The sequence below is a fragment of the Vibrio ouci genome (assembly GCF_004551525.1).
GTDB lineage: Bacteria > Pseudomonadota > Gammaproteobacteria > Enterobacterales > Vibrionaceae > Vibrio > Vibrio ouci.
The window spans coordinates 22,260-42,810 of sequence record NZ_SATR01000039.1 but is presented as its reverse complement, the minus strand read 5'-3'; the positions used below and the strand labels follow the sequence as shown (position 1 = coordinate 42,810).

Sequence of the window (20,551 nt, the reverse complement as noted above, 5' to 3'; positions counted from 1 at the left end):
TCGAGACAATCCTGGCTGGACTTCGCCACCCCATATAACGTTAACTTGGAATGGAAAGTTGTTTGGGCTAACTGAAATTGACGGGGTGTTCTATCCGGTGGGTGGGGCATCTTGGGGTTTTAACTTAAAGAGTTGGTCTTTAACTCCAGAAGCAATCTCCCCGACATTACTTGAGAAAAGTGCTTGGTTGGACGTGGTGGAAGTACTTAATGATGAGTATCCCGACTATGTATTCAGTGTTGAATAAGCTACGACATAATAAACCTTTAAGGTTTCAACTTACTTTTTCTCATCTTAGGGACTTGCGCTAGAGTGATTGGTCTAGCGTTTTTTATTCCGAAATGATTTAGAGTCCCAACTTCGATTTAAAAGGTAAGCAGCTGCGATAAATTGCTTTATTCGTGACTGCAATCTTCCCTTGCTCAGTAAAAGTCTTCTTTTCCATTTCTGCCGCCTCACCAGTAAGCGATTTAATCGGAAGTGTAACACTGATGTGGGTTTTACTTGAGCGCCAACGAGAGGCTCTTGAAGACACATTCAGATATGTTCTATAGCTAAAGAATAAAGTAGGAGGGGAGTGGGGCAGTAAGTTGTGATGAAAATGTGTTTAAGAGAATTGAAAGCGGTTTTGAGGGCTCAAAAACGGTGAAACCCCGATGTTGGTAGCATCGGGGTTTCGAATTTTTAGACTTCTCGGATGGTAAGGCCGATTATCTTATATGCAAAAGGCTGGATTTAATCCGAATTAATTCCTGGTAGGGAATTAGATGCGGATGAAGTCCATGTGCTCAACTTTTGGCTTGAACGCGTGACGTTGAACGTCTTGTGGCTTAACCTTAACTTCAGCGCCGCCAATCACTAGAGTGATTGCTTCGTAGAATTCAGGCTTGTCCATTTGGTTCATCACTTCGTTGTGATCAAGAACGATAGCTACTGCTGCTTCTTCACCGCCGTATACAACTGCAGGGAATTTACCAGCGTGACGTAGGCGGCGGCTCGCACCTTTACCTAGTTCAGTACGTACTACTGCTTCAAATTTCATAGTATTACTCTCAAAAAATTAAGATATTCATATTCACACTAACAATGCGACCTTGTCATGTGTGGTAAACGCTCAAGAGAAATTGGTAGTAACTCTGTAAGCGAGCGCGGATACTATCACCCAATCCCCATTCTAGCAATAGATAATCGGCTTTTAGCCCCTATTTTAAGGGCAAATAGAATCAATCGGTTAACTTTGATTCAACTCTTCTAATGCTGAGTAAAACTGAGTAAATGAACCGGATCTGAATAAAGCCCTCACGACGGGTTAAGTTTGCGCCTTGTAATCTGAGTACCAAGTTAACTAAACCTGTCTATTCAAGATTATAAGGAGCATATCATGGGCCCAGTAAGTATTGTTGTTATCACATTAAACGAAGAGAAAAGAATCGGTCGCTTAATGGAAGATCTCAGTAAACAGACGCACAAAGAGTTTGAAGTCATTGTTGTGGATTCAAACAGTGATGATGCAACCAGAGAGGTGGTCGCAGCCTACGAGGCATCATTACCAGAGCTGACTGTACACAAAATGGAAACACGCGGAGTGAGCTTAGGGCGTAATACAGGTGCTGAATTGGCGAAGCATGAGCGCTTACTGTTTCTAGATGCAGATGTGCAGCTTTCTCCGACGTTCTTGGCCAATGCGATTAGCCAGCTAGAAGAGAAGCAGCTTGAAGTCGCCGGCGTGTATATGGGGGCGAAAAATCTACCACTTGTACATAAAATGGGTTATGGCTTGTTTAACCTAGGCTTGTTTGTCACTCAATTTGTGTTCCCTACGGCGGTTGGCGCATGTATTTTTTCAACCAAACGAGTGCACGCACAACTTAAAGGCTTCGATGAAGAGATTGTTCTATGCGAAGACTGTGACTACGTAAAACGAGCGAGTAAGACTTGGCGTTTCCGATTCCTTAATCTCACATTTGGATTTGATCCGCGCAGACTCGACCAAGACGGCGTATTCAAGATGGGTGCGACCTACCTTAAAGCGAACATCCGCCGATTCTTTTATGGTGAGATGCGCAACAACGAAATGGAATACAAATTCGGTCACTACAAAGAGCAATAATTGCTAGGTGATTGACGATGTTTGAAGGATTCAGCTTATTCATCGGGGCCTTATTGGACGCACTGATTGGCCCCAATCTATTTGTTCCGGGTGAACCTTTTTTAATTGCAGCGGGGTATCAGTTACACCAAGGGGTAGTAACTGGTGTATTTGCTGTATTACTCGGCGGTTTTATTGGCGACCAAGCGAGCTATTTTATTGGACGAAAGTTAGGGATGCCTGCGCAAAAAAGGCTGATAAAGTGGCAACCCAAGACAAGGCGTCCAATTGCACGTTGTCGACATTTGATGTTCAAAAAGGGCAATTACGTACTGGCCTTTGCACGCTTATTAGGCCCAGTGGCTTGGGTTGTGCCTTTTATCGCAGGTACGCAAAAAATCACTTGGCAGAGGTTTACTCTCTTTTCGAGTATTGGCCTTGTGCTTGGCGTGACACAGTTTGTCGCCTGGGGATACTTGCTATCTTACGGCGTCGAGCGTTTCCCGCTAATCGCTCAAGTTCAAACGTTTGCCACAGAGCATATCCCGAGCATCATCGCGATTTGTGTTAGTGGTGCATTCTATTTAATTGGCAGAAAATTACGCTGGCGCTTTCTATTTACTAAGTTTACAGCGGTGTTTGTGCTGTCGATGCTCTATGCCAACTATGCTCATTTTTTCTTTTATGCGGATGACTACCAACTAGAGGCAAACGCAAAAACAGAACTCATCGCCCAAACTGAAATTGATCCAACCAATGTGTCGTTCAAGGTTTATCCAGGTAAGTCGTCTATTTTCGATGCTCAGGCAGTTAATGTTTTCTACTATGGTGAAAATCCGAGAAATTTAATGCTGGAACTGGGCTGGATAGAGAATAAAACCTTCTCTAGAAATGATTTGGAATTCTTGGATTATATAAGACTGCTGAGGGATAAAACGCCGCCAGTGTCCGATCTCTATTGGAATGAAATCCCGCAAGAGATGGCTTTTCAGTTACCCGGTAACTTAATGAAGCGTAGTCATATCCGTTGGTGGCAAGCGGGCATCGATTCGGTGAATAAACAGAAGTTTTGGGTTGGAGCATTGAGCTATGATGATGGACTCCAGCTAACGCCATATTCAGGAATTGTCACGGTGCTACACAGTGTTGATCCTAATGTGGATGCAGAGCGTGATAAGTTTGCTGCCCAAATCAACACACAGCTTCCTTCTAAGCAAGTTGAACTCGCTTTGCTAAAGCCTCCTGTTTCACTTGATGAAGAGCATGATTACTTTACTGATGGGCGAGTGTTGCTCGTCTCTGATTGGTAAAGAGTCCCTTTCTAAAAACTGCCCATAAGTGATTTATTGCTTTGTTCTGGGCAGTTGTTTGCCTGGTTTGCAGTCTGTTGTTCCAAGTTTTGGGGCTCTCCGGTGAGTGGGGAAATGGCATTAACTTTGCTGACACCATAAGTTTGTTTCTAGTTAGAGCGCTTATGAGTATCGCAAAGGGAGAACTATGCCAAAGCTTAAATTCCATATAATCGTTGACGGTGTCGACGAGGAAGCATTTGTTGTTCACAAGTTTAGTGGCATTGAATCACTCTCAAATGACCTCACTCGGGCGAACGAGTTATGTTGTGGCTATCGCTACCAGATTGAGCTCGCAAGTCGGCGTTCTGATATCGATCCTGATTCTCTCATCGATCAAAATGTACGCTTAGAGTTACGTCGAAACGGAGTGTTAGAACGTACGACCTTTGGAATTATTAAAGCTTTCAGTAAGGGAGATACGGGCCATCATCATACCTTTTACTCTCTCCAACTTGTGCCTTCACTAGAGCGCTTATCTTTACGACACAATAGCCGTATTTTTCAGTATCAATCTGCGCCTGAAATCATCTCTGTTTTACTGCAAGAAATGGGGATTTCGGATTATGCCTTTTCACTGCAAAAAGAATACCCTCAGCGCGAATACTGTGTTCAATACCGAGAGACCGATCTGGACTTCATTCATAGGCTGATGAGCGAAGAAGGAATGATTTACAGCTTTGACCATGAGCAAGGCCAAGGGCGAGTGGTGTTTAGTGACGTGAGCACAAGTTTAGCCAAGCTTGATGATGCGATTTGTTATGCACCCGCTTCAGGGGGAGAAGCAGACAGTACGAGTGTCTCGAGCTTGAAAGAGACCAAGCAGTTCGAGGTCAGTGACGTCACGTTAAATGAGTACAGCTTTCTTAAACCTTCTTATCGATACTCTGATCAGCAACGGGCCAATGACGAAGGTTACCAAGATATGGAAAGCTATCAGCATTTCGACTTTCTTGGAGACCACCAAAATGGAGAGCTGAGCCAGAACTTAAGTCAAACACGTCTAGAAGCCTTGCGCCGTTATAGTCATATCGCAGAAGCAAGCAGTGATGACATGCGACTCAAAGCGGGTATGCGCTTTACATTGTCTGAGCATATTGATCAAAACGTATGCCTAGATTGGCAAGTGGTGTCTGTGACTGTTCAAGCCGAACAACCACAAGCATTAGAGGAAGAAGGCGGTGAAGGTGCGACAACTTACCGCAATAAACTACTTCTCGTTCCTGCATCGAATCATTGGAAGTTTTTGCCCCAGTTCAAGCCGATAGTTGATGGTTCATCCATTGCCACGGTTGTAGGGCCTGAAGGTGAAGAAATTTACACCGATGAGTTTGGCAGGGTGAAACTACATTTTCCGTGGGATAGATACTCAAATGGTGATGAGCATAGCTCTTGTTGGGTTCGAGTTTCACAAAGTTGGGCAGGTTCTCAATATGGAATGGTCGCACTGCCAAGAGTGGGTCAAGAGGTGATCGTTTCGTTTTTAAACGGCGATCCTGACCAGCCGATCGTTACGGGTAGAACGTACAACGCCAATAACCCAGTACCTTATGAATTACCAGAGCACAAAACCAAAACGGTCTTTAGGACTGAAACCTACCAAGGTACGGGTTTTAATGAGCTGAGTTTTGAAGATCAGGCAGGGCGAGAACAGATATATATTCACGGGCAAAAAGACTTTAAGGCCAAGGTCAAAAATGATGTGAATACGGTTGTTCACAATGACCATCATTTACTGGTGGAGAACGATCAGTTTGGGCAGATTCATCAAGACAAACACCTGACGGTAGATGGCGAAAGCCGAGTGGACATCAAAGGAAATATGAGTGAAGTCCTTGATAGTAGTCTCAATCAACAGTTGGGTGAAAAAATCTGCGCCGAAGCGGGCAGAGAAATCTCATTAAAATCAGGGGCAAAGATTGTTGTAGAGGCAGGCGCTGAAATTACCTTAAAAGCGGGAGGAAGCTTTGTCACAGTTGATGGAAGTGGTGTTAGCTTAAGTGGCCCTGCAATTAACCTCAATGCTGGTGGTAGCGCGGGTCAAGGGAGTGCTTACAGTGGGCAAATCGCTAGTCTACCAAACGGGGTAGAGGCTCCCGCTACACCAGATGTCGCAAAAGCAGTACGCCATCAATCCTTGTTGTTAGCTGAAGAGAGCCGTATTCCTCTTGTTAAGCCTTGCCCACAAGAAGGGGCGAAATAATGCTATCTGAATGGTTTCAAGTGAGTGAAGGCAACTATTATTGGTTGGCTGACGCTAATGCTCATCAGCAAGTGGTTAAAGAGTCTGGTTTTGGGTTTGACGATTCTATCCCCCTTTTCTCTGGCCCTATGTTCGAGTCAGCGAAAGCGTTATCACCATGGTTAGTACCCGTCTCAGAGCAGTTGCTCAGTGTGAAAAGTGACGTACTAGATCTCGGCATAGGGATTCAAAGCGCAGCTGAATTTGATCAGCTTATCGAGCACTTACGCAGTTTACTACTTGCTTCTTATGAAGGTGAAGAAGTGATGTTTCGCTTTTACGACAAGCAAGTCATTGGGCCAATGCTGCTTGCAATGGAAGAGAGTGAAGTAAACAGTTTGCTAGGTAATATCGACCAACTTGCCATCGCAAACGAGTCTCTTGCCTGTTACATCAACCAATCTAAGTTTGATTTTACGCTAAGCACAGAAACATGGTGGAAGGTTCAACCGCATCACCTGACGGCTCTATATAACGAAAATACTCACGCCAAGTCCATCGAACGAAGATGGTGGAACCTGTTCCCTAAGATGATGGAGCGGTTAGCTAACCCGAATGATGTGATTCTGAATGCATTGAAAAAAGCACAGGAAAGAGGCTATCCACAAGAGCAAATGGAGGCCTGTGTTTTGGTTGAGGTGACTCGTCAGACTCAAACACACCTGAGTGAATTGTCGCAGCCTTTTCATTTAAACCTTGAAGAGCTTAAAGAACTAGAAACCCTGAAAGAGGTTTGGACATGAGTATTGAAACAGGCAGTAGCGCTTACTTTTTGCCATGTGAGCAGTGTAATCGCTGGATCGAAATATTTGTACGAGATGAGTTTAACCTGCCGTTTAATGGTGTTTCTGGAACGCTTACTGATTCAGCAGGCAATGAGTTCAGCGTTACGCTAGGCGAAGAGCCTATCTACCTTGAGGGATTAGCCTCCGGCCCTGTATTGCTTAACTTAGACAGTGAACAGTGGTTATTAGAATCACAAAAAGATGCGCATAAGCCGAATACAGGCTCGAAACCTACGGCGGATTTCGCCACTGAGTACGTGAACCAAGAAGGGGCTAAACCGGAGTTCTTAGAAATCACCGCCGGAGACTTAACTGAGCTCGCCGAAGGACAATCACTACCAGCACGCCATGAGAAAGGCAAAGCGGACTCACTTAAACTCATTACCGACAAGAGCTATGTCCTGCAGGTCAGAGGCTTTAACTTTATTACCCTACGTGTCGGTATGTTCTTTGATGGCACCGGCAACAATACCTACAGCGCAGAATGGGGCAAGAAAGAGTTAGATAAGTATTACTACAAGTGGCGCCCGAAGTATGAGGCGGAATGTGAGAATATCGCTTCTCGTACAGGTATTTCTCGAAATAGCATCCCTATAACTCAGCTGTCGGATGACTGCTTTGCTTATCCGCAAGAGAAAGGCTTCTTTCAGAAGTTGTTTACTGGTGATGATGGGGATACAGAAACTGTTGAGGGTAGTGCGACAAACGAGCTGACCAATATACAGAAATTGTTTGAGCGTTACGCACAAGACAAATATTTTGAATCCCAGAATTCATACTCTTTTGCTCAATATGTCACCGGGATAGGAACGGGTAATGAGATAGATAAGAAACCTGCTAAAGAATCGATATTTGGTCAAGGCACTGGAATAGGTCAATACGGAGTTGTTGAAAAAGTAAATGTTGGGATAGAAAAGCTAGTTGAGCGAATTTCGGAATTAAAAAACACTTTCGAAAACGATTTACCAAATGTGGTTGATGGTATTTCGAAGTTACAATTTGACGTATTTGGCTTTAGTCGGGGAGCAGCTTCAGCAAGGCATTTTGTCAATGTGGTCCTTGAAGGTTGCAATGGTAATTTTGCAAAGGTATTCACAGAGGAATGTGCCAAGAAGAAAGTTGGACTGTCTAGTTCATTTGATTGGGATTTAGTGGATAAGGATAAAGCGAGTTGCGAGGTAACATTTGTTGGGGTGTTTGATACGGTGGCCTCGGTTGTACATCTTGTATCTCTAGACTCCAAAACGATCCTCGATTTTGACTTCAGTACTCATACTGATAATGGAGACGTTAAACTTTGGCTTGATCCTGAGCGAGTTAGAAGGGTTGTTCACTTAACTGCAAATTCGAAAACTGAATGTAGAGAGAACTTTAGTTTAAATCGGATCAATAAGTATGAAACATTTTCTGAGCTGACGTTACCCGGCGCTCATTCAGATATTGGTGGAGGTTATCACTCTAGGCACTCGTACGCCCAAGAGGACTATTTACTACCTTTACTGGAAAATAAATTAGTGAAGAAAGTGAGTCGTTCTTATTCTAGTCATTTTGAGAAGGAAAGAGCTCTTAAGTATGTACTCCAGACTCTAGAAGAATATAAAAAACTGGATTTAAACAGTGGATGGAAAGACTCAGATTATGCTCCAGTGGTTCTTGAGGATACTAAACTAGGCAACAATCGAAATAGAGTTACAGGAAAACTGTTTATCAAGCGGAAAGTTGAAGGTGACTTATCGCGTTTATATTTAAGAGTAATGTATGGCTTAGCTGAGTTTCATGGTGTGCCTTTAACGGATGATGATGGATATGCTTGGACAGATGACGTTTATCTATTAGTAAAAGATTTACCTTCCGATAAGAAGGGTAGTTCGATGACATTTACTGAGTTAAACGCGAATATATTGAAATTAGCCAAAAATGGTGATTATGAAGGGGTTATAAGCTCATTGAGTACACCACAAAGGCTAAAAGAATTCATGGCTTCCGATTTGTACCACCATTCTTCGAGTGATACTGTTGGAATGAAACCACTATTTAATGAGTCAAAACAACAATTTGAAAGAGCTAGTTATGAGTGTAATAAAGAGACTTAACGGACCGCTAATACGTTTAGCTTTGCTCTTAGCTGTTTTGAGCAGTACTGCATGTGCTTCAACGGCGCCGGATGACATGCCTGAGTGGAGAGTGAGTGTATCTTCATCATCACTGTTTCCTACTAAAGTCACAAAGTCCTATGGAACTAACCATCAGGAAAATTGGACATCCCAGCTACATGCGTTTAGTCAGTTTATGGCTAAAAGCGATATGAGAAATGTGAAGAAGTGGCTAGATGGTTATGATGGCTACGGCTTACCTCTTCACACTTTCACTATGGTAAGGGGAGTTCAAGTTTCTGGAAGGAAGTCATTACCAGATGAAGTTAATCTATACTGGACTTCGCTTGCTAATACTCAGTTTTATGTAACTCGATTTGACTTAGATGAAAAGATAAAAAGAATCATGGCTAGCAAAGATAGTTACATCGGACGTTCAGGTGATGAGATTAGCTGTTATCGAACAGAAATTGTTTTTGGTCTCTTACCAAACGGGCAAGCAAAAGTCTTTTTAAAAGGTTGCGGAGAGTTAATTTATCTCACGGAGCTAAAACCAGAAAAAGTAATGGATAAAGACGCGCAGGGCTTTAGTGCAGAGGATTATATAAAGCTTTCATATCTTACAAGAATTCAGAAAAGAGCAGAAGTAGCAGGTGCTACTTTAGACCCAATCCCTTGGGATAAGGTCAATAAGGTCTACTCAAACGGAGAGGTGACCGAGCTAAATGAAAGCTACACCAAGTAGCGAATTACGACACTTCTTCCCAATTAATAAAAATGCGATTGAAATAACTCACTCTAATGGTTATTACGCCTTTAGAGTGAGCTTGCATGGTTATAATGTCACCAAATCGCATACTACTATCAAGCAAATCAGCTATCTCAGTGAGGTTTCATGGACAAGGACCCAATTGACGAAAATAACCGAAGGCCGCTTGCCGTTCGTGATGTCGCCATCACTCGTAAAGTCGCTATTTGGTTAAGTAAAAAAGACGTCATCCCTAATCAGATATCATTAATGAGCATAGGCTTTGCCCTCGTGGGCTACAGCGTAATGTTGACCTACCATTTTTTGCCAGCAAGCTATCTATTGCTATTGGCGGCTGCGGCTATACAAATGCGTCTATTGTGTAATCTATTTGATGGTATGGTTGCCATTGAAGGCGGAAAGAAAACTCCGGCGGGTGAGCTGTATAATGATGTACCAGATCGCATTGCCGACCCCCTGCTTATTGTCGCAGCAGGTTTTGCAACAGAGTCGGTATTTGGTATGCCGTTGGCTTGGACTAGCGCGATAGTGGCGGTGTTGACTGCTTATGTCCGAGTCCTAGGTGTAAGCATGGGGACTCCAGCTGATTTTCGTGGCCCTATGGCGAAGCAGCATCGTATGGCACTCTTAACGGCCACTTACCTGCTTTTGTTCTTACAGCATGTATTTGGTTGGTTGCCCACTATCTTCATTTACAGCATGGATGTGGCACTGCTGATTATGCTGCTAGGCGGTATTTATACCACCTGGCGACGCCTTGCTTTTATCTCTGAATATAAAACACAAAATGCGAGTGAAGAGGCTCAGCCAAATGAGAGGGAACCACAATGTTAGGTATCCCATTACATTCGTTTTATATCATGGTCGTTATCGTTTCGATTTTGGTGCTAGGAACGCTTGTCTATCTATGGCTATCGAGGCAGCACAGAGATCGTGATTACTTAGAGTTAAAGCTTCGAATCCGTTCGTGGTGGTGGATGATAGGAATCGTCTTCGTTGTTCTCTACCTGCCTTTGCAATACACGCTCTTCTTCGTCGGCTTTTTGAGCTTTATGGCGCTTAAAGAGTTCCTATCCATTGTGCCCACTCGTATGACGGACCGTCGAGTTATCTTTTGGGCTTACCTTTCGATTCCATTCCAATACTATTGGTTATCCATTGGTTGGTATGGCGTGTACATCATCTTTATCCCTGTGTACATGTTCTTGTATCTACCAATGGTCGCAGTGTTGATAGGAGATACCAAAGGCTTTATTCGGTCAGCAGGCGTCATCCACTGGGCCTTGATGTTAACGGTGTTTTGTATCAGCCACATGGCCTATTTGTTAGTACTACCAAGCTTGAATCTTGATGCGGGCTCAATGGGAATGCTGCTCTTTTTGCTGATATTTACTCAGTTTAATGATGTTTGCCAATATGTGTGGGGCAAGTCATTTGGCAAACATAAGATCGTCCCTAAAGTGAGTCCAAATAAAACTTGGGAAGGCTTTGTCGGTGGTGCCCTAACGGTGATTGTTGCTTCATATTTCGTTGCCCCATATCTGACGCCTTTGACAGGAGTACAAGGTTTAGTTGCAGGCGTAATCATTGCCTTTAGTGGCTTTATTGGTGATTTGGTTATCTCGTCAGTGAAGAGAGATTTAAAGATCAAAGATACCAGCCAATTTATACCTGGGCATGGCGGGATTCTCGACCGCATCGATAGCTTAATGTTTACCGCGCCGCTGTTTTTCCACTATATCTACTATCTGTACTATTGAGGACTTATGGCGAGAATACTCAGAGTTTTATTCATTCTGTTGTTCGTAAAACCACTTGTGTTTATCGGTTTAGGGTTAAACATTATCAACAGAAAAAACTTACCTATGAATGGGCCAGTTGTCGTCGCTGCTAATCACAATAGTCACTTAGACACGCTGGTGTTACTGGCGCTATTTCCAATCAGTATTATTCATAAGGTTCGCCCAGTCGCGGCAGCGGATTATTTTTTATCTAATCCAATCGTCGCTTGGTTATCGCTCAATGTGATTGGCATTATTCCAATACGCAGATCACCGTCTAAAGAGCAAAAAGAAGCGATCTTTGATGAATGCCATAAGGCTTTAGAACAAGGAGATATATTGATTATATTTCCGGAAGGTAGCCGTGGTGAGCCTGAAGTGATGAGTGGTCTGAAAAAGGGAATATATCATCTAGTGAAAGATCACCCTCAGTGCTCAGTGGTTCCTGTTGTTATGCGTGGATTAGGGGCGTCGTTACCAAAGGGGACGGCAATGTTTGTCCCTTTTAATTGCGATGTTGTACTGGGCGATAGTGTTAATGACTTTGCCAATGCGGCCGAGTTTGTTGAGGTGATGCAGGACCAATATCGACAGTTAAGTGAACAGTGCATTGTTCAATTAGAATAGCAGTACGTCTAGAAAGTATATTCGGATATAAATTAGTTAAGCCCAGCCCCGCGCTGGGCTTTTTCATTTTACGCAATATACGATATGGTTATGGGTATTAAGAGAAAGACTCAGATAGTTAGCTATGTTGTTGATTAACGATAAGTACATACTCAATGTACTCACAGGCATCTTGGAAGAGCGTGAGACTGGTGTAAAAACAGCGCTGGGAAGTAATGAAGTCGCGTTGTTGCAGTTTATGACTGAGCACCCTAAAACTCCGTTAGCTAAAGCTCGACTGCTTGATGAAATATGGTTCAAGAAAGGGGTAGTAGTAGAAGAGAGCAGCTTGCTCCATGCTGTCTCGACTTGCCGTAAAGCGTTAGATGATCGAAATGGAGAAATCATCACGACAATCAGAGGAGTGGGTTATCAGTTTAATGGTGATGTTTCGTCTTATCAGAACCTATCTATACAACCCTATTTGAGTGACAGTCAGGACGTTGCTCCCTCGGCGATTAAGAAAAACAATGCGCGTTACCTAACGGCCTTTAGTGTCAGTGCATTGGCGGCATATTTTTTATACGGTGCAATCAGTACGCCTTGGGTGGAAGCCGATTATACCGAGCAACGTTATCTAGGCTGCGTAGTCCCAACGCAAGACAAATCAAAACCAATGGTTCTTAATAATGTAAGAGCATTCACTTCAGGTAATCAGGTAATACTGGTTGCCAAAGATGGTCAGTCTGTCAGTTACCTACCGAGCGAAGTGGAGGTGACGTGTGAATAATAAAATACTACTCGCTAGCATCACATCCGGGTTAATTGTAGGAGCATTAGCGGCTGAAATTGGCTCTCCAACGGTTGCCCGTTCACTGCAGAGTGAAACCAGCATAATACTCAAATCCAATGAAGGTATTCATCATATGGGTATGAATGCAGGGATAAAATTAAAACGCTCAGGGAAGTATGAAATGTATTTCCTCACAGACCAGAAAGTCGGTTTTAATTCATCGGGAGAGTACTACTTTCAGCGTCATGGTTTATCTCTAATGCCGGAAATGTCGGAACAAGTAATACCGGCCAAGAATGATGCTTCAGTCATCGATATCATGTTTTCTCAGCGAGGCATGCACTCACTAGAAGACCTTAAATTGATACCTCTTTCAGATAAGCAAATGATACTTGTCGCCCCAAGATATTCATACTTATTCACTGATATTGTTGAATGAACCTGATTTAAAAAACCTAAAAGCTCACATTTTCATGAATGAAAGTGTGGGCTTTTTTATTAGTTAATCTTAATGAAATCAATGTTTTGATATGTATTAAGGTATGTTAAGGATGAATCATTCTCTGGCTGACAAAACGCTAACTTAGAGAAAAAATTGTTGAGTATAACAACGGCAACTTCCATTCATTAGAGTTGCCTCAATGAACAAAACTAAGACGTTATCTCTGTCTATTCTATATTTGTCCGTATCTATTTTTGGTACACCTGCACTATCACAAACACCGGAAAGTGTTCCGGTTACCGTTGAAATCACGCAACAGCTTGCGACGACCATGGCGATTGAAGAAGTCGGCAAACTGAAGGCGACGGACTCTGCAGCGCTAACGTTTAGTGCTGGAGAAAAACTAAAATCCCTTCACTTCAACGATGGTGACACCGTCAACAAAGGTGATTTGATTGCTCAACTTGACGATTCAAAAGCTAAAGCGGAATTAGAAAAGTCATCCAGTTCACTAGCCCTTGCGAAGTCGAAATTGTCTCGTGTATTAGCACTGCTTAAGAAGCAACCTGACTCAATGTCAGCGCAAGATGTTGAAGAACTCAAGCAGCAAGTCGCGTTGGCTGAAGCTGACTATTCACAAAGAAAAACCGATCTGCAGAGCTATCAATTGGTGGCGCCATTTGATGGTCAACTGACCAATTTCTCGCACTCTGTGGGTAGCCGTGTTGAAGCAGCGGTTGTTCTGGTACACCTAATTAAACTCGATCCCGTCGAAGTCCATTATTCCATTTCCCAGTCTGAAGTCGGCAAGGCGAAATTAGGCCAAGCGGTCACTTTAAAGGTTGATGCATACGGTGACTCTACGTTCTCTGGCCAAGTTGATTATATCGCGCCACTTGTCGATGAAAGCTCAGGCCGAGTCGAAGTTCACGCCAAGCTGGATAACGCCGACAACCGCTTAGTGCCTGGGATGTTTGCCAAGGTAAGCCAAAATATTGGTGATTCGATCAATCATGTAGTTGTGTCCCAAACATCGGTAGGCGCTGACGGAAATCAACGTTTTGTCTGGGTGATCAAAGGTGATAAAGCGGTAAAACAACCCGTAGAGTTAGGGGATAACACCAATAACGGATATGTGGCAATTAAGTCAGGTTTGAGCATCGGTGAACGTGTTGTTATTACCGGGCAGCAAAATCTCGATGTTGGTACGACCGTGACAATTCAGGGCTCAAAGCCTTCAATCACATTGCCAGCTCTTCGTGACACAAATAAAAGCTCAGATGAGAAAGGTGGACAAGAAAGCAGTAAGAGTGAAAGACAGTTAGACGAGGTAGACAATGAAGCTGCCTGAAATATGCGTTAAACACCCAGTATTGGCTTCAGTATTGAGTATTGCCATCGTCTTGATTGGTCTGGTCTCTTTTCAAAAGCTATCAATACAGTATTTTCCTGAGCATCAAACGTCGTCAGTGTCGGTTAACGCTTCAATAAGCGGTGCGAGTGCCGAGTTCATGTCGCAAAATGTGGCTGATAAGTTGATCTCAGCGGTAACGGGTCTCGATAAGGTCAAGTCGATGACGACTGATTGTAGCGAAAGCAGTTGTTCGATGAAGATAGTGTTTAAAGATGGCATCAGCGACGTTGAATACGCAAGCCTGATGAACAATTTGCGCAGCAAAATCGATGGCATCTCTGACTTCCCTCCTGCGATGATTGATAGACCGACGGTGACAGACGACTCTTCGGAAACCAGCATGCCGAGCAACATCATTACCTTTGTGAACAAGGGAACGATGGATAAGCAGGATATGTTTGATTTCATCAGCCAGCAATTGGCGACGCAATTTAAAAATATCCAAGGTGTCGGCGGTGTATGGGGTCCTTATGGCGGATCTTCACGCGCAATACGTGTTTGGTTGTTGCCAGAGCGTATGGCGGCTTTAAATGTAAGTGCCTCCGATGTGGTGAGTACTTTGAGTACCTATAACGCCACTTTTACAGCGGGTACGATCAAAGGTGAAGTTCGTGACTTTGCTATTAATCCAGTCAATCAAGTGACTTCGATTGAAGACGTGCGTGATCTCGTGATTCGTGTAGAAAGCGGCAAGATAATCCGTGTCAGTGATGTCGCCAATATCGAGATGGGGGAGGTTAGTTTAACGCCGAGTACGTTACATGTTGATGGCCACCAAGCGATGTCATTGCAGGTATTACCGCTTAAAGATGAAAACCCTGTTGATGTTGCAAAACGTGTCAAACAGGCGATGGAGCAGATGGAACTGCCAGATGGCATCGAGATGAAGATGGTTTACAACCAAGCCGACTTTATCGAAGACGCCATTGATCAAGGATTCATGACGCTCATTGAAGCGATTGTACTGGTATCCGCAATCGTCGTGTTGTTCTTAGGTTCGCTGCGTGTTGCGGCAATTCCTTTAATCACGATACCTGTATGTGTGATTGGCGTATTTGCTGTTATGGCTTTGCTAGGTTTTAGCATCAACGTACTAACTATTCTGGCGATTATATTGGCGATTGGGCTAGTCGTTGATGATGCAATTGTGGTGGTTGAAAATTGCTATCGTCATATAGAGGAAGGCCTTTCACCGGTCTCGGCTGCATTGAAAAGCTGTAAAGAGATCGTATTCCCAGTTATCGCGATGACCCTAACGCTGGCTGCGGTATATTTGCCAATCGGTTTAATGTCGGGATTGACTGCAGATCTATTTCGACAATTCGCGTTCACGTTAGCAGCCTCTGTGATTATCTCTGGTTTTGTTGCACTAACTCTTTCACCAATGATGAGTGCGTATATGCTCAAATCTTCACCTAAGTCTCCGAAGTGGTTTGCTTGGGTTGAAGCGAAGCTAGACGACCTAACCGAGGGTTACTTCAAGCATTTACAAGCGTGGCTTAGACATCCCCTCAGAGTGCTAGGCGCGATAGCGATTTTGATCGGTTTAGCGAGTGTCTCTGCTCTCATGATGCCTAAAGTACTTATACCAACAGAAGACACTGGCTTTATTGAAGTGAGCTCTGATGCGCCAACAGGTGCTGGGCGTAGTTATCACTTAGAAAATGCAAAGCAATTGAATGATGTCTTCTCCGGTAATGAGTCCATAGAGGCAAATTTAGCCTATATCGAAGGCGGGCCCACCAACCATATTTTGCTGAAACCGTGGGAAGAACGAGGAGAGTCAGCGAGCGATATAATCGATGAACTTACCATCAAAGCAAAAGAGACTTTGTCAGCCTATGGCGTATCGTTCTCAGTACGCTCAGCCGATAATTTGAATGTCGCAAGCAACGTCAATATTCAGCTTACTACCGTTAATCGAGACTTAGATGAACTTTCAAAAACAGCAGAACAAGTTGTCGGCTTGCTGAATGAATATGACGGTTTAGGAAACACCAATAACTCGATGCATCGTGATCAATTAAGGTTTGATCTATCGATAGACCGTAATGCAATTATCTTGTCTGGAGTTAACTACGCAAATGTAACGAGCGCAATCTCTTCATTCCTAGGTTCAGTGAAAGCAGCGGATCTAAAAGCGGATGATGGATTTACTTATCCGATACAGGTTCAGGTGAATCGCCAAGCACTAGGAGATTTTAAGGTTCTCGACAAGCTGTACGTTAGTTCCGATTCTGGGCAGAGGCTACCATTGTCGCAATTTGTGTCGATTAAGCCAGTTACAGCAGAGTCCAATATCAAAACCTTTGGTGGCAAAGATGCGGCGGAAATTACCGCCGATGTGATGCAAGGCTACAGTGCGAGTGATGTCCAAGCCTATCTTGACGCTGAGTTGCCAAAACTACTAAAAGCAGGGCAAGACTATAAATACAACGGTGTGATTAAAGAGCTTAATGAGTCTGAAGCGGGGACTCAGATTTTATTCGGGCTCGCACTTATTTTCATTTTCTTAATTCTGGCGGCGCAATTTGAGAGCTTTGTTGATCCTTTAATTATCTTATTAACCGTTCCTCTGTGTCTCGTTGGGGCTTTGATTACATTGGATGTGTTTGGGCATAGTTTGAACCTATATTCAAAAATTGGACTGCTGACTTTGGTTGGTTTGGTCACCAAACATGGCATCTTGCTGGTGGAGTTTGCCAACCTAAAACGTAAAGAAGGTTACGGCGCTAAAACTGCAGCATTAATGAGTGCGAAGTCGCGTTTAAGGCCAATCTTAATGACTTCGCTAACCATGATTATCGGTTCTTTACCTTTAGCGCTTGCTGAAGGTCCAGGCTCGCTTGGGAGAGTTAATATTGGATTGGTACTCGTTGGTGGGTTAACGATTGGCACATTTTTCTCTTTATTTGTAGTGCCGATGGCTTACGTCGCATTTGCGTCTATGTCTGAACCTGATGACTCGTTTGAGTTAGTGACAGAGAGGTCGTAATGCTACTGATCAACGATACGCACGTATTAGATGAAACAGGCGGTTTTATTCATAGCCTAAAGAGCAACATTCGCCATCCTGTTGGTGTTAATGAGTTGTCTTTGCTGAGCTATATGTTTACCAATCAAGGTCAGGTGTTAAGTAAGCATGAGCTGATGAACGAAGTCTGGCATAAAAGAGGCATTGTCGTAGAAAGTAGCAGTTTGCTGCACTCTATTTCGACATGCCGAAGAGGGCTTGAAGATAAAGCGGGTGAAGTTATCCGCACCGAAAGAGGCGTCGGTTATGAGTTTACCGGATCAGTCAGAAAGATCACGTCGATCTCAGAAGTTATAGGCCCTAAAGAGCCGATTGTTGAAACACCGTCAGTTAGGGAACTGGAACATAAGGCTGAGGTCAGGACTAAATGGAATGCTGGGCACGTTCAAGTGATGAAACTATTCAGCATTTTAGTTTTGGCAATCCTTGTTGGTTTTGTTGGGGCTAAGTATTTTTACAATAGCCCGTTATTCATTGGCTATAAGGTAACTAGCTATAAACAGTGTAGCTATATGCCAAATCAACAGGGTGAGAAGGTCTATTATCAAAATCCCACGCTTTACCTATTTGAAAAGTTGAGCTTACTTGTCGATTCCGATGGTCGTTCGGTGAGTTTCAATACTGGAAGTGAGGCGGTGAACTGTGAATAACATTGTTACCTCATGCACTACGGTTTGCGGCTTAGTCTTGGGTTGTCTATTGGCTTTGCTTGGAACATCTGAGCACAATCGTCACTTTACCAGCAATACGGTAACGCACATAGAGATTGAGGATGATAGAAAGGCTCAGTCCATATCATTACCACTTAGGTTTGAACTAACGTTAAAAGAGAATCAAACCTACGGTGTGTTTGCTATGTTGCCGAGTAGTCAGGTGGGATTTTCTGGGAAAGGAGCTTACACGCATAACCATCAAGGTATGATGTTTATATATGACACGCACACGCCTTTAGAGTTAGATGATGCGAAAGATGGTTTAGTTGAGCAGTTATTCGTTAGGCCCGGCGCGTTTGATGGCAGGATGAAGTTTGTTGAATTAGGGAATGATCATGCCATCTTAGTTGGGCATAAAGTGGCGCTTTACTTGAAGCCGTAGTGGGCTTGTTCCAAATAGATAAAAGGCGATGCAGGTGCATCGCCTTTTTTAGTTTGGTTAAAACTAGTTTGAGGACTTAAATGACAGTACCGCTTTCAATCCGCCCATAGAGCTAGAGGATAAGGTCAGCTTACCTCGATAGCTGTGGGCCATTTCACTGACAATGTTTAAGCCTAAACCCGTGCCGGGCGTGGTCTCGTCTAGTCGAACGCCACGTTTAACCGCTTGCTGAATTTTGTCATCAGGGATACCCGGACCGTCATCTTCAATGATGATATCAATATCGCCTTCTTTACTTTGCTGCGAATGAACCCGAATGATGCTTGAAGACCATTTGTAAGCATTTTCTAGTAAGTTGCCCACCATTTCGTCGAGGTCGGTTTTATCAACGGCGACTTCGATATCAGAATCAAGCTCGTTAATGAGGGCGATTTCTCGCGAGGCGTAGACTTTATCGAATGCCATAGAAATGGCGTCGACACGCTCAGAAGGGTTAGCACGTACTGCCAAGATGTTTTTAGAACCCGCCATACGAGCACGGCCTAAGTGGTAATCAATTTGGCTCTGAATCTGATCAACAGGCGGCTGCAGTAGCTTCTGAGTGTCACTGTCAAAGTTATGAATCTCATTCTTAAGCACCGACAAAGGCGTCTTTAATGCATGAGATAAGTTGCCTGCATGATGCCTAGCTCGCTCTAGTAACTCTTGATAATGAAACACCAACGCATTCAAGTCAGAAACAACAGGAGCGACTTCTTTTGGGTAATCTTCTTCGAGCTGTTTCTTATCGCCTGAGCGAAGCTGTGAGAGCTCTTTGTGCATTTTGGTCAATGGATGCAACGACCACTGAACCTGTAGCATGATAACAGCCAGTACGCCGAAGTAGAGTAGGGCGAGGATGATCCAAAGCTGACTCATCAAATCACGCACCGTATCTTCAATCGGTTGTTCATCAATGCCGACCAAGACTTCAATTGGGCCATCGTAGTCTGGGTAGTAGAGGGTTGTTTTGAGGTAGATGAGCTTTTCGTCTCTTGCCCCGAAGTACTCTTTCTTAATGCCTTTCTTCGCTTCTATTTTTTGATCCCACAGGGAGCGAGAACGCAGCAAATCCGCATCGGTTCGGGCTGACCAGTAAAGGCCACTGTATGGGCGGTTAAAGCGAGGATCAGAAAGGTTAGTGGTAAGGGTTAAAGCGCCTTTTTCATCGGCTTCGAGAGAGGCTGCAATTTCATCCATGTAGATAGAGAGTTGAGATTTAGTGTCACCAACCATGTAGTTAAATACTTGGGTTGGCACACTGACACCCGCCGCAATGACCATCGCGGTTAACCAAACGATAGCCGCCAGTACTAGGCGGCTTTTTAAACTAAGGCGTTTAAGCAGGGTACGCTTATTATTCGGCATTAAGCTGATATCCTAGACCGCGAACGGTTTTGATCACCTTCGGAGCAATTTTCTTGCGGATACGGCCAATGAAAACTTCGATGGTGTTTGAGTCTCTATCAAAGTCTTGCTTATAGATGTGCTCAACCAGCTCTGTACGTGAGATTACTTTTTCAGGGTTATGCATGAAATAAGCAACAACCTTGTATTCGAGAGCCGTGAGACTGATTGCCTGACCTTGCCACATTACCTTAGACGTTCGAGTATCTAAACTCAGATTGCCAATCTGCATAACAGGGGACGCATTCCCCGATGCGCGGCGCAGTTGAGCACGTATGCGGGCGGTCAGCTCAACCATTTCAAATGGTTTAGTCAAGTAGTCGTCAGCACCAGCATTTAAGCCTTCGACGCGTTGGGTCAATGTGTCTCGCGCACTTAGGATAACAACTGGTGTGTTAATGTTTTCGTCTCGGATACCTTTCAGAACCGTTAAGCCGTCAAGTTTAGGCAGACCTAAATCAAGGACTATGGCATCCCACTCTTCAGATGTCGCTCGGTACAATGCGTCGATGCCATCTTGAGAGAGCTCTGGTACCCAGCCCGTTTGCTCCAGAGTTTCAACAATTTGTTCGCCTAGGCGCGGGTCATCTTCCACTACAAGAATTTTCATAAG

18 protein-coding genes and 1 pseudogene are annotated in these 20,551 nt (G+C 43.8%); 16 read left to right on the top strand and 3 right to left on the bottom strand.

The features are described from left to right. Positions 1-247, top strand: a pseudogene (locus tag ELS82_RS19555) (hypothetical protein); the annotation flags it as partial. 516 nt (positions 248-763) lie between these two features. Here the strand turns inward: ELS82_RS19555 and rplY are convergent. Next, positions 764-1,042: a 50S ribosomal protein L25 gene (gene rplY, locus ELS82_RS19550; RefSeq protein WP_134836969.1), complete on the bottom strand. Its 279-nt coding sequence runs from the start codon at positions 1,040-1,042 to the stop codon at positions 764-766. Between the two features lie 339 nt (positions 1,043-1,381). On the opposite strand from rplY, the gene ELS82_RS19545 reads away from it, so the two are divergent. The 15 genes from ELS82_RS19545 to ELS82_RS19475 all read left to right on the top strand — a co-directional run bounded on the left by ELS82_RS19545 (position 1,382) and on the right by ELS82_RS19475 (position 18,492). Continuing rightward, positions 1,382-2,110, top strand: a complete 729-nt coding sequence (locus ELS82_RS19545) for a glycosyltransferase family 2 protein (protein ID WP_134836968.1) — start codon at positions 1,382-1,384, stop codon at positions 2,108-2,110. 17 nt (positions 2,111-2,127) lie between these two features. Further along, on the top strand, positions 2,128-3,399 hold the full coding sequence (locus tag ELS82_RS19540) for an LssY C-terminal domain-containing protein (protein WP_134836967.1): 1,272 nt from the start codon (positions 2,128-2,130) through the stop codon (positions 3,397-3,399). 187 nt (positions 3,400-3,586) lie between these two features. Further along, positions 3,587-5,641: a type VI secretion system tip protein TssI/VgrG gene (gene tssI, locus ELS82_RS19535; RefSeq protein WP_134836966.1), complete on the top strand. Its 2,055-nt coding sequence runs from the start codon at positions 3,587-3,589 to the stop codon at positions 5,639-5,641. Further along, the gene (locus tag ELS82_RS19530) at positions 5,641-6,423 is read left to right on the top strand and encodes a DUF4123 domain-containing protein (protein ID WP_134836965.1); all 783 of its coding nucleotides are present in this window, start codon (positions 5,641-5,643) and stop codon (positions 6,421-6,423) included. Before tssI ends, ELS82_RS19530 begins: the two co-directional genes overlap by 1 nt. Beyond that, on the top strand, positions 6,420-8,558 hold the full coding sequence (locus ELS82_RS19525; RefSeq protein ID WP_134836964.1) for a T6SS phospholipase effector Tle1-like catalytic domain-containing protein: 2,139 nt from the start codon (positions 6,420-6,422) through the stop codon (positions 8,556-8,558). Before ELS82_RS19530 ends, ELS82_RS19525 begins: the two co-directional genes overlap by 4 nt. Continuing rightward, entirely contained in the window at positions 8,536-9,303 is a 768-nt protein-coding gene (locus tag ELS82_RS19520; RefSeq protein WP_134836963.1) for a DUF2931 family protein, read from the top strand. Before ELS82_RS19525 ends, ELS82_RS19520 begins: the two co-directional genes overlap by 23 nt. A gap of 150 nt (positions 9,304-9,453) precedes the next feature. After that, the gene (locus tag ELS82_RS19515) at positions 9,454-10,161 is read left to right on the top strand and encodes a CDP-alcohol phosphatidyltransferase family protein (RefSeq protein ID WP_134836962.1); all 708 of its coding nucleotides are present in this window, start codon (positions 9,454-9,456) and stop codon (positions 10,159-10,161) included. Next, positions 10,155-11,087, top strand: coding sequence for a phosphatidate cytidylyltransferase (locus ELS82_RS19510; RefSeq protein ID WP_134836961.1), 933 nt, complete (start codon positions 10,155-10,157; stop codon positions 11,085-11,087). The genes ELS82_RS19515 and ELS82_RS19510 overlap by 7 nt, the downstream gene beginning before the upstream one ends. Before the next feature lie 6 nt (positions 11,088-11,093). Further along, positions 11,094-11,735, top strand: coding sequence for a lysophospholipid acyltransferase family protein (locus tag ELS82_RS19505; RefSeq protein ID WP_134836960.1), 642 nt, complete (start codon positions 11,094-11,096; stop codon positions 11,733-11,735). A gap of 124 nt (positions 11,736-11,859) precedes the next feature. Continuing rightward, positions 11,860-12,504, top strand: a complete 645-nt coding sequence (locus ELS82_RS19500) for a winged helix-turn-helix domain-containing protein (RefSeq protein ID WP_134836959.1) — start codon at positions 11,860-11,862, stop codon at positions 12,502-12,504. Further along, entirely contained in the window at positions 12,497-12,946 is a 450-nt protein-coding gene (locus ELS82_RS19495) for a hypothetical protein (protein WP_134836958.1), read from the top strand. The genes ELS82_RS19500 and ELS82_RS19495 overlap by 8 nt, the downstream gene beginning before the upstream one ends. Positions 12,947-13,148: 202 nt before the next feature. After that, positions 13,149-14,300 (top strand): efflux RND transporter periplasmic adaptor subunit, encoded by a 1,152-nt coding sequence (locus ELS82_RS19490; RefSeq protein WP_134836957.1) that lies wholly within the window; start codon positions 13,149-13,151, stop codon positions 14,298-14,300. Next, the gene (locus ELS82_RS19485; RefSeq protein WP_134836956.1) at positions 14,287-17,358 is read left to right on the top strand and encodes an efflux RND transporter permease subunit; all 3,072 of its coding nucleotides are present in this window, start codon (positions 14,287-14,289) and stop codon (positions 17,356-17,358) included. The genes ELS82_RS19490 and ELS82_RS19485 overlap by 14 nt, the downstream gene beginning before the upstream one ends. Next, on the top strand, positions 17,358-18,047 hold the full coding sequence (locus ELS82_RS19480) for a winged helix-turn-helix domain-containing protein (protein ID WP_134836955.1): 690 nt from the start codon (positions 17,358-17,360) through the stop codon (positions 18,045-18,047). The genes ELS82_RS19485 and ELS82_RS19480 overlap by 1 nt, the downstream gene beginning before the upstream one ends. Further along, the gene (locus tag ELS82_RS19475) at positions 18,040-18,492 is read left to right on the top strand and encodes a hypothetical protein (RefSeq protein WP_134836954.1); all 453 of its coding nucleotides are present in this window, start codon (positions 18,040-18,042) and stop codon (positions 18,490-18,492) included. Before ELS82_RS19480 ends, ELS82_RS19475 begins: the two co-directional genes overlap by 8 nt. Positions 18,493-18,555: 63 nt before the next feature. On the opposite strand, the gene ELS82_RS19470 is transcribed toward ELS82_RS19475, so the two are convergent. Together ELS82_RS19470 and ELS82_RS19465 are read right to left on the bottom strand one after the other, a co-directional pair. Next, on the bottom strand, positions 18,556-19,899 hold the full coding sequence (locus ELS82_RS19470) for an ATP-binding protein (RefSeq protein ID WP_134836953.1): 1,344 nt from the start codon (positions 19,897-19,899) through the stop codon (positions 18,556-18,558). Next, positions 19,889-20,548 carry a response regulator transcription factor gene (locus ELS82_RS19465; protein ID WP_053438000.1) on the bottom strand — a complete coding sequence of 220 codons (660 nt, stop codon included), beginning with the start codon at positions 20,546-20,548 and terminating at the stop codon, positions 19,889-19,891. Before ELS82_RS19465 ends, ELS82_RS19470 begins: the two co-directional genes overlap by 11 nt. Positions 20,549-20,551 lie beyond the last annotated feature (3 nt).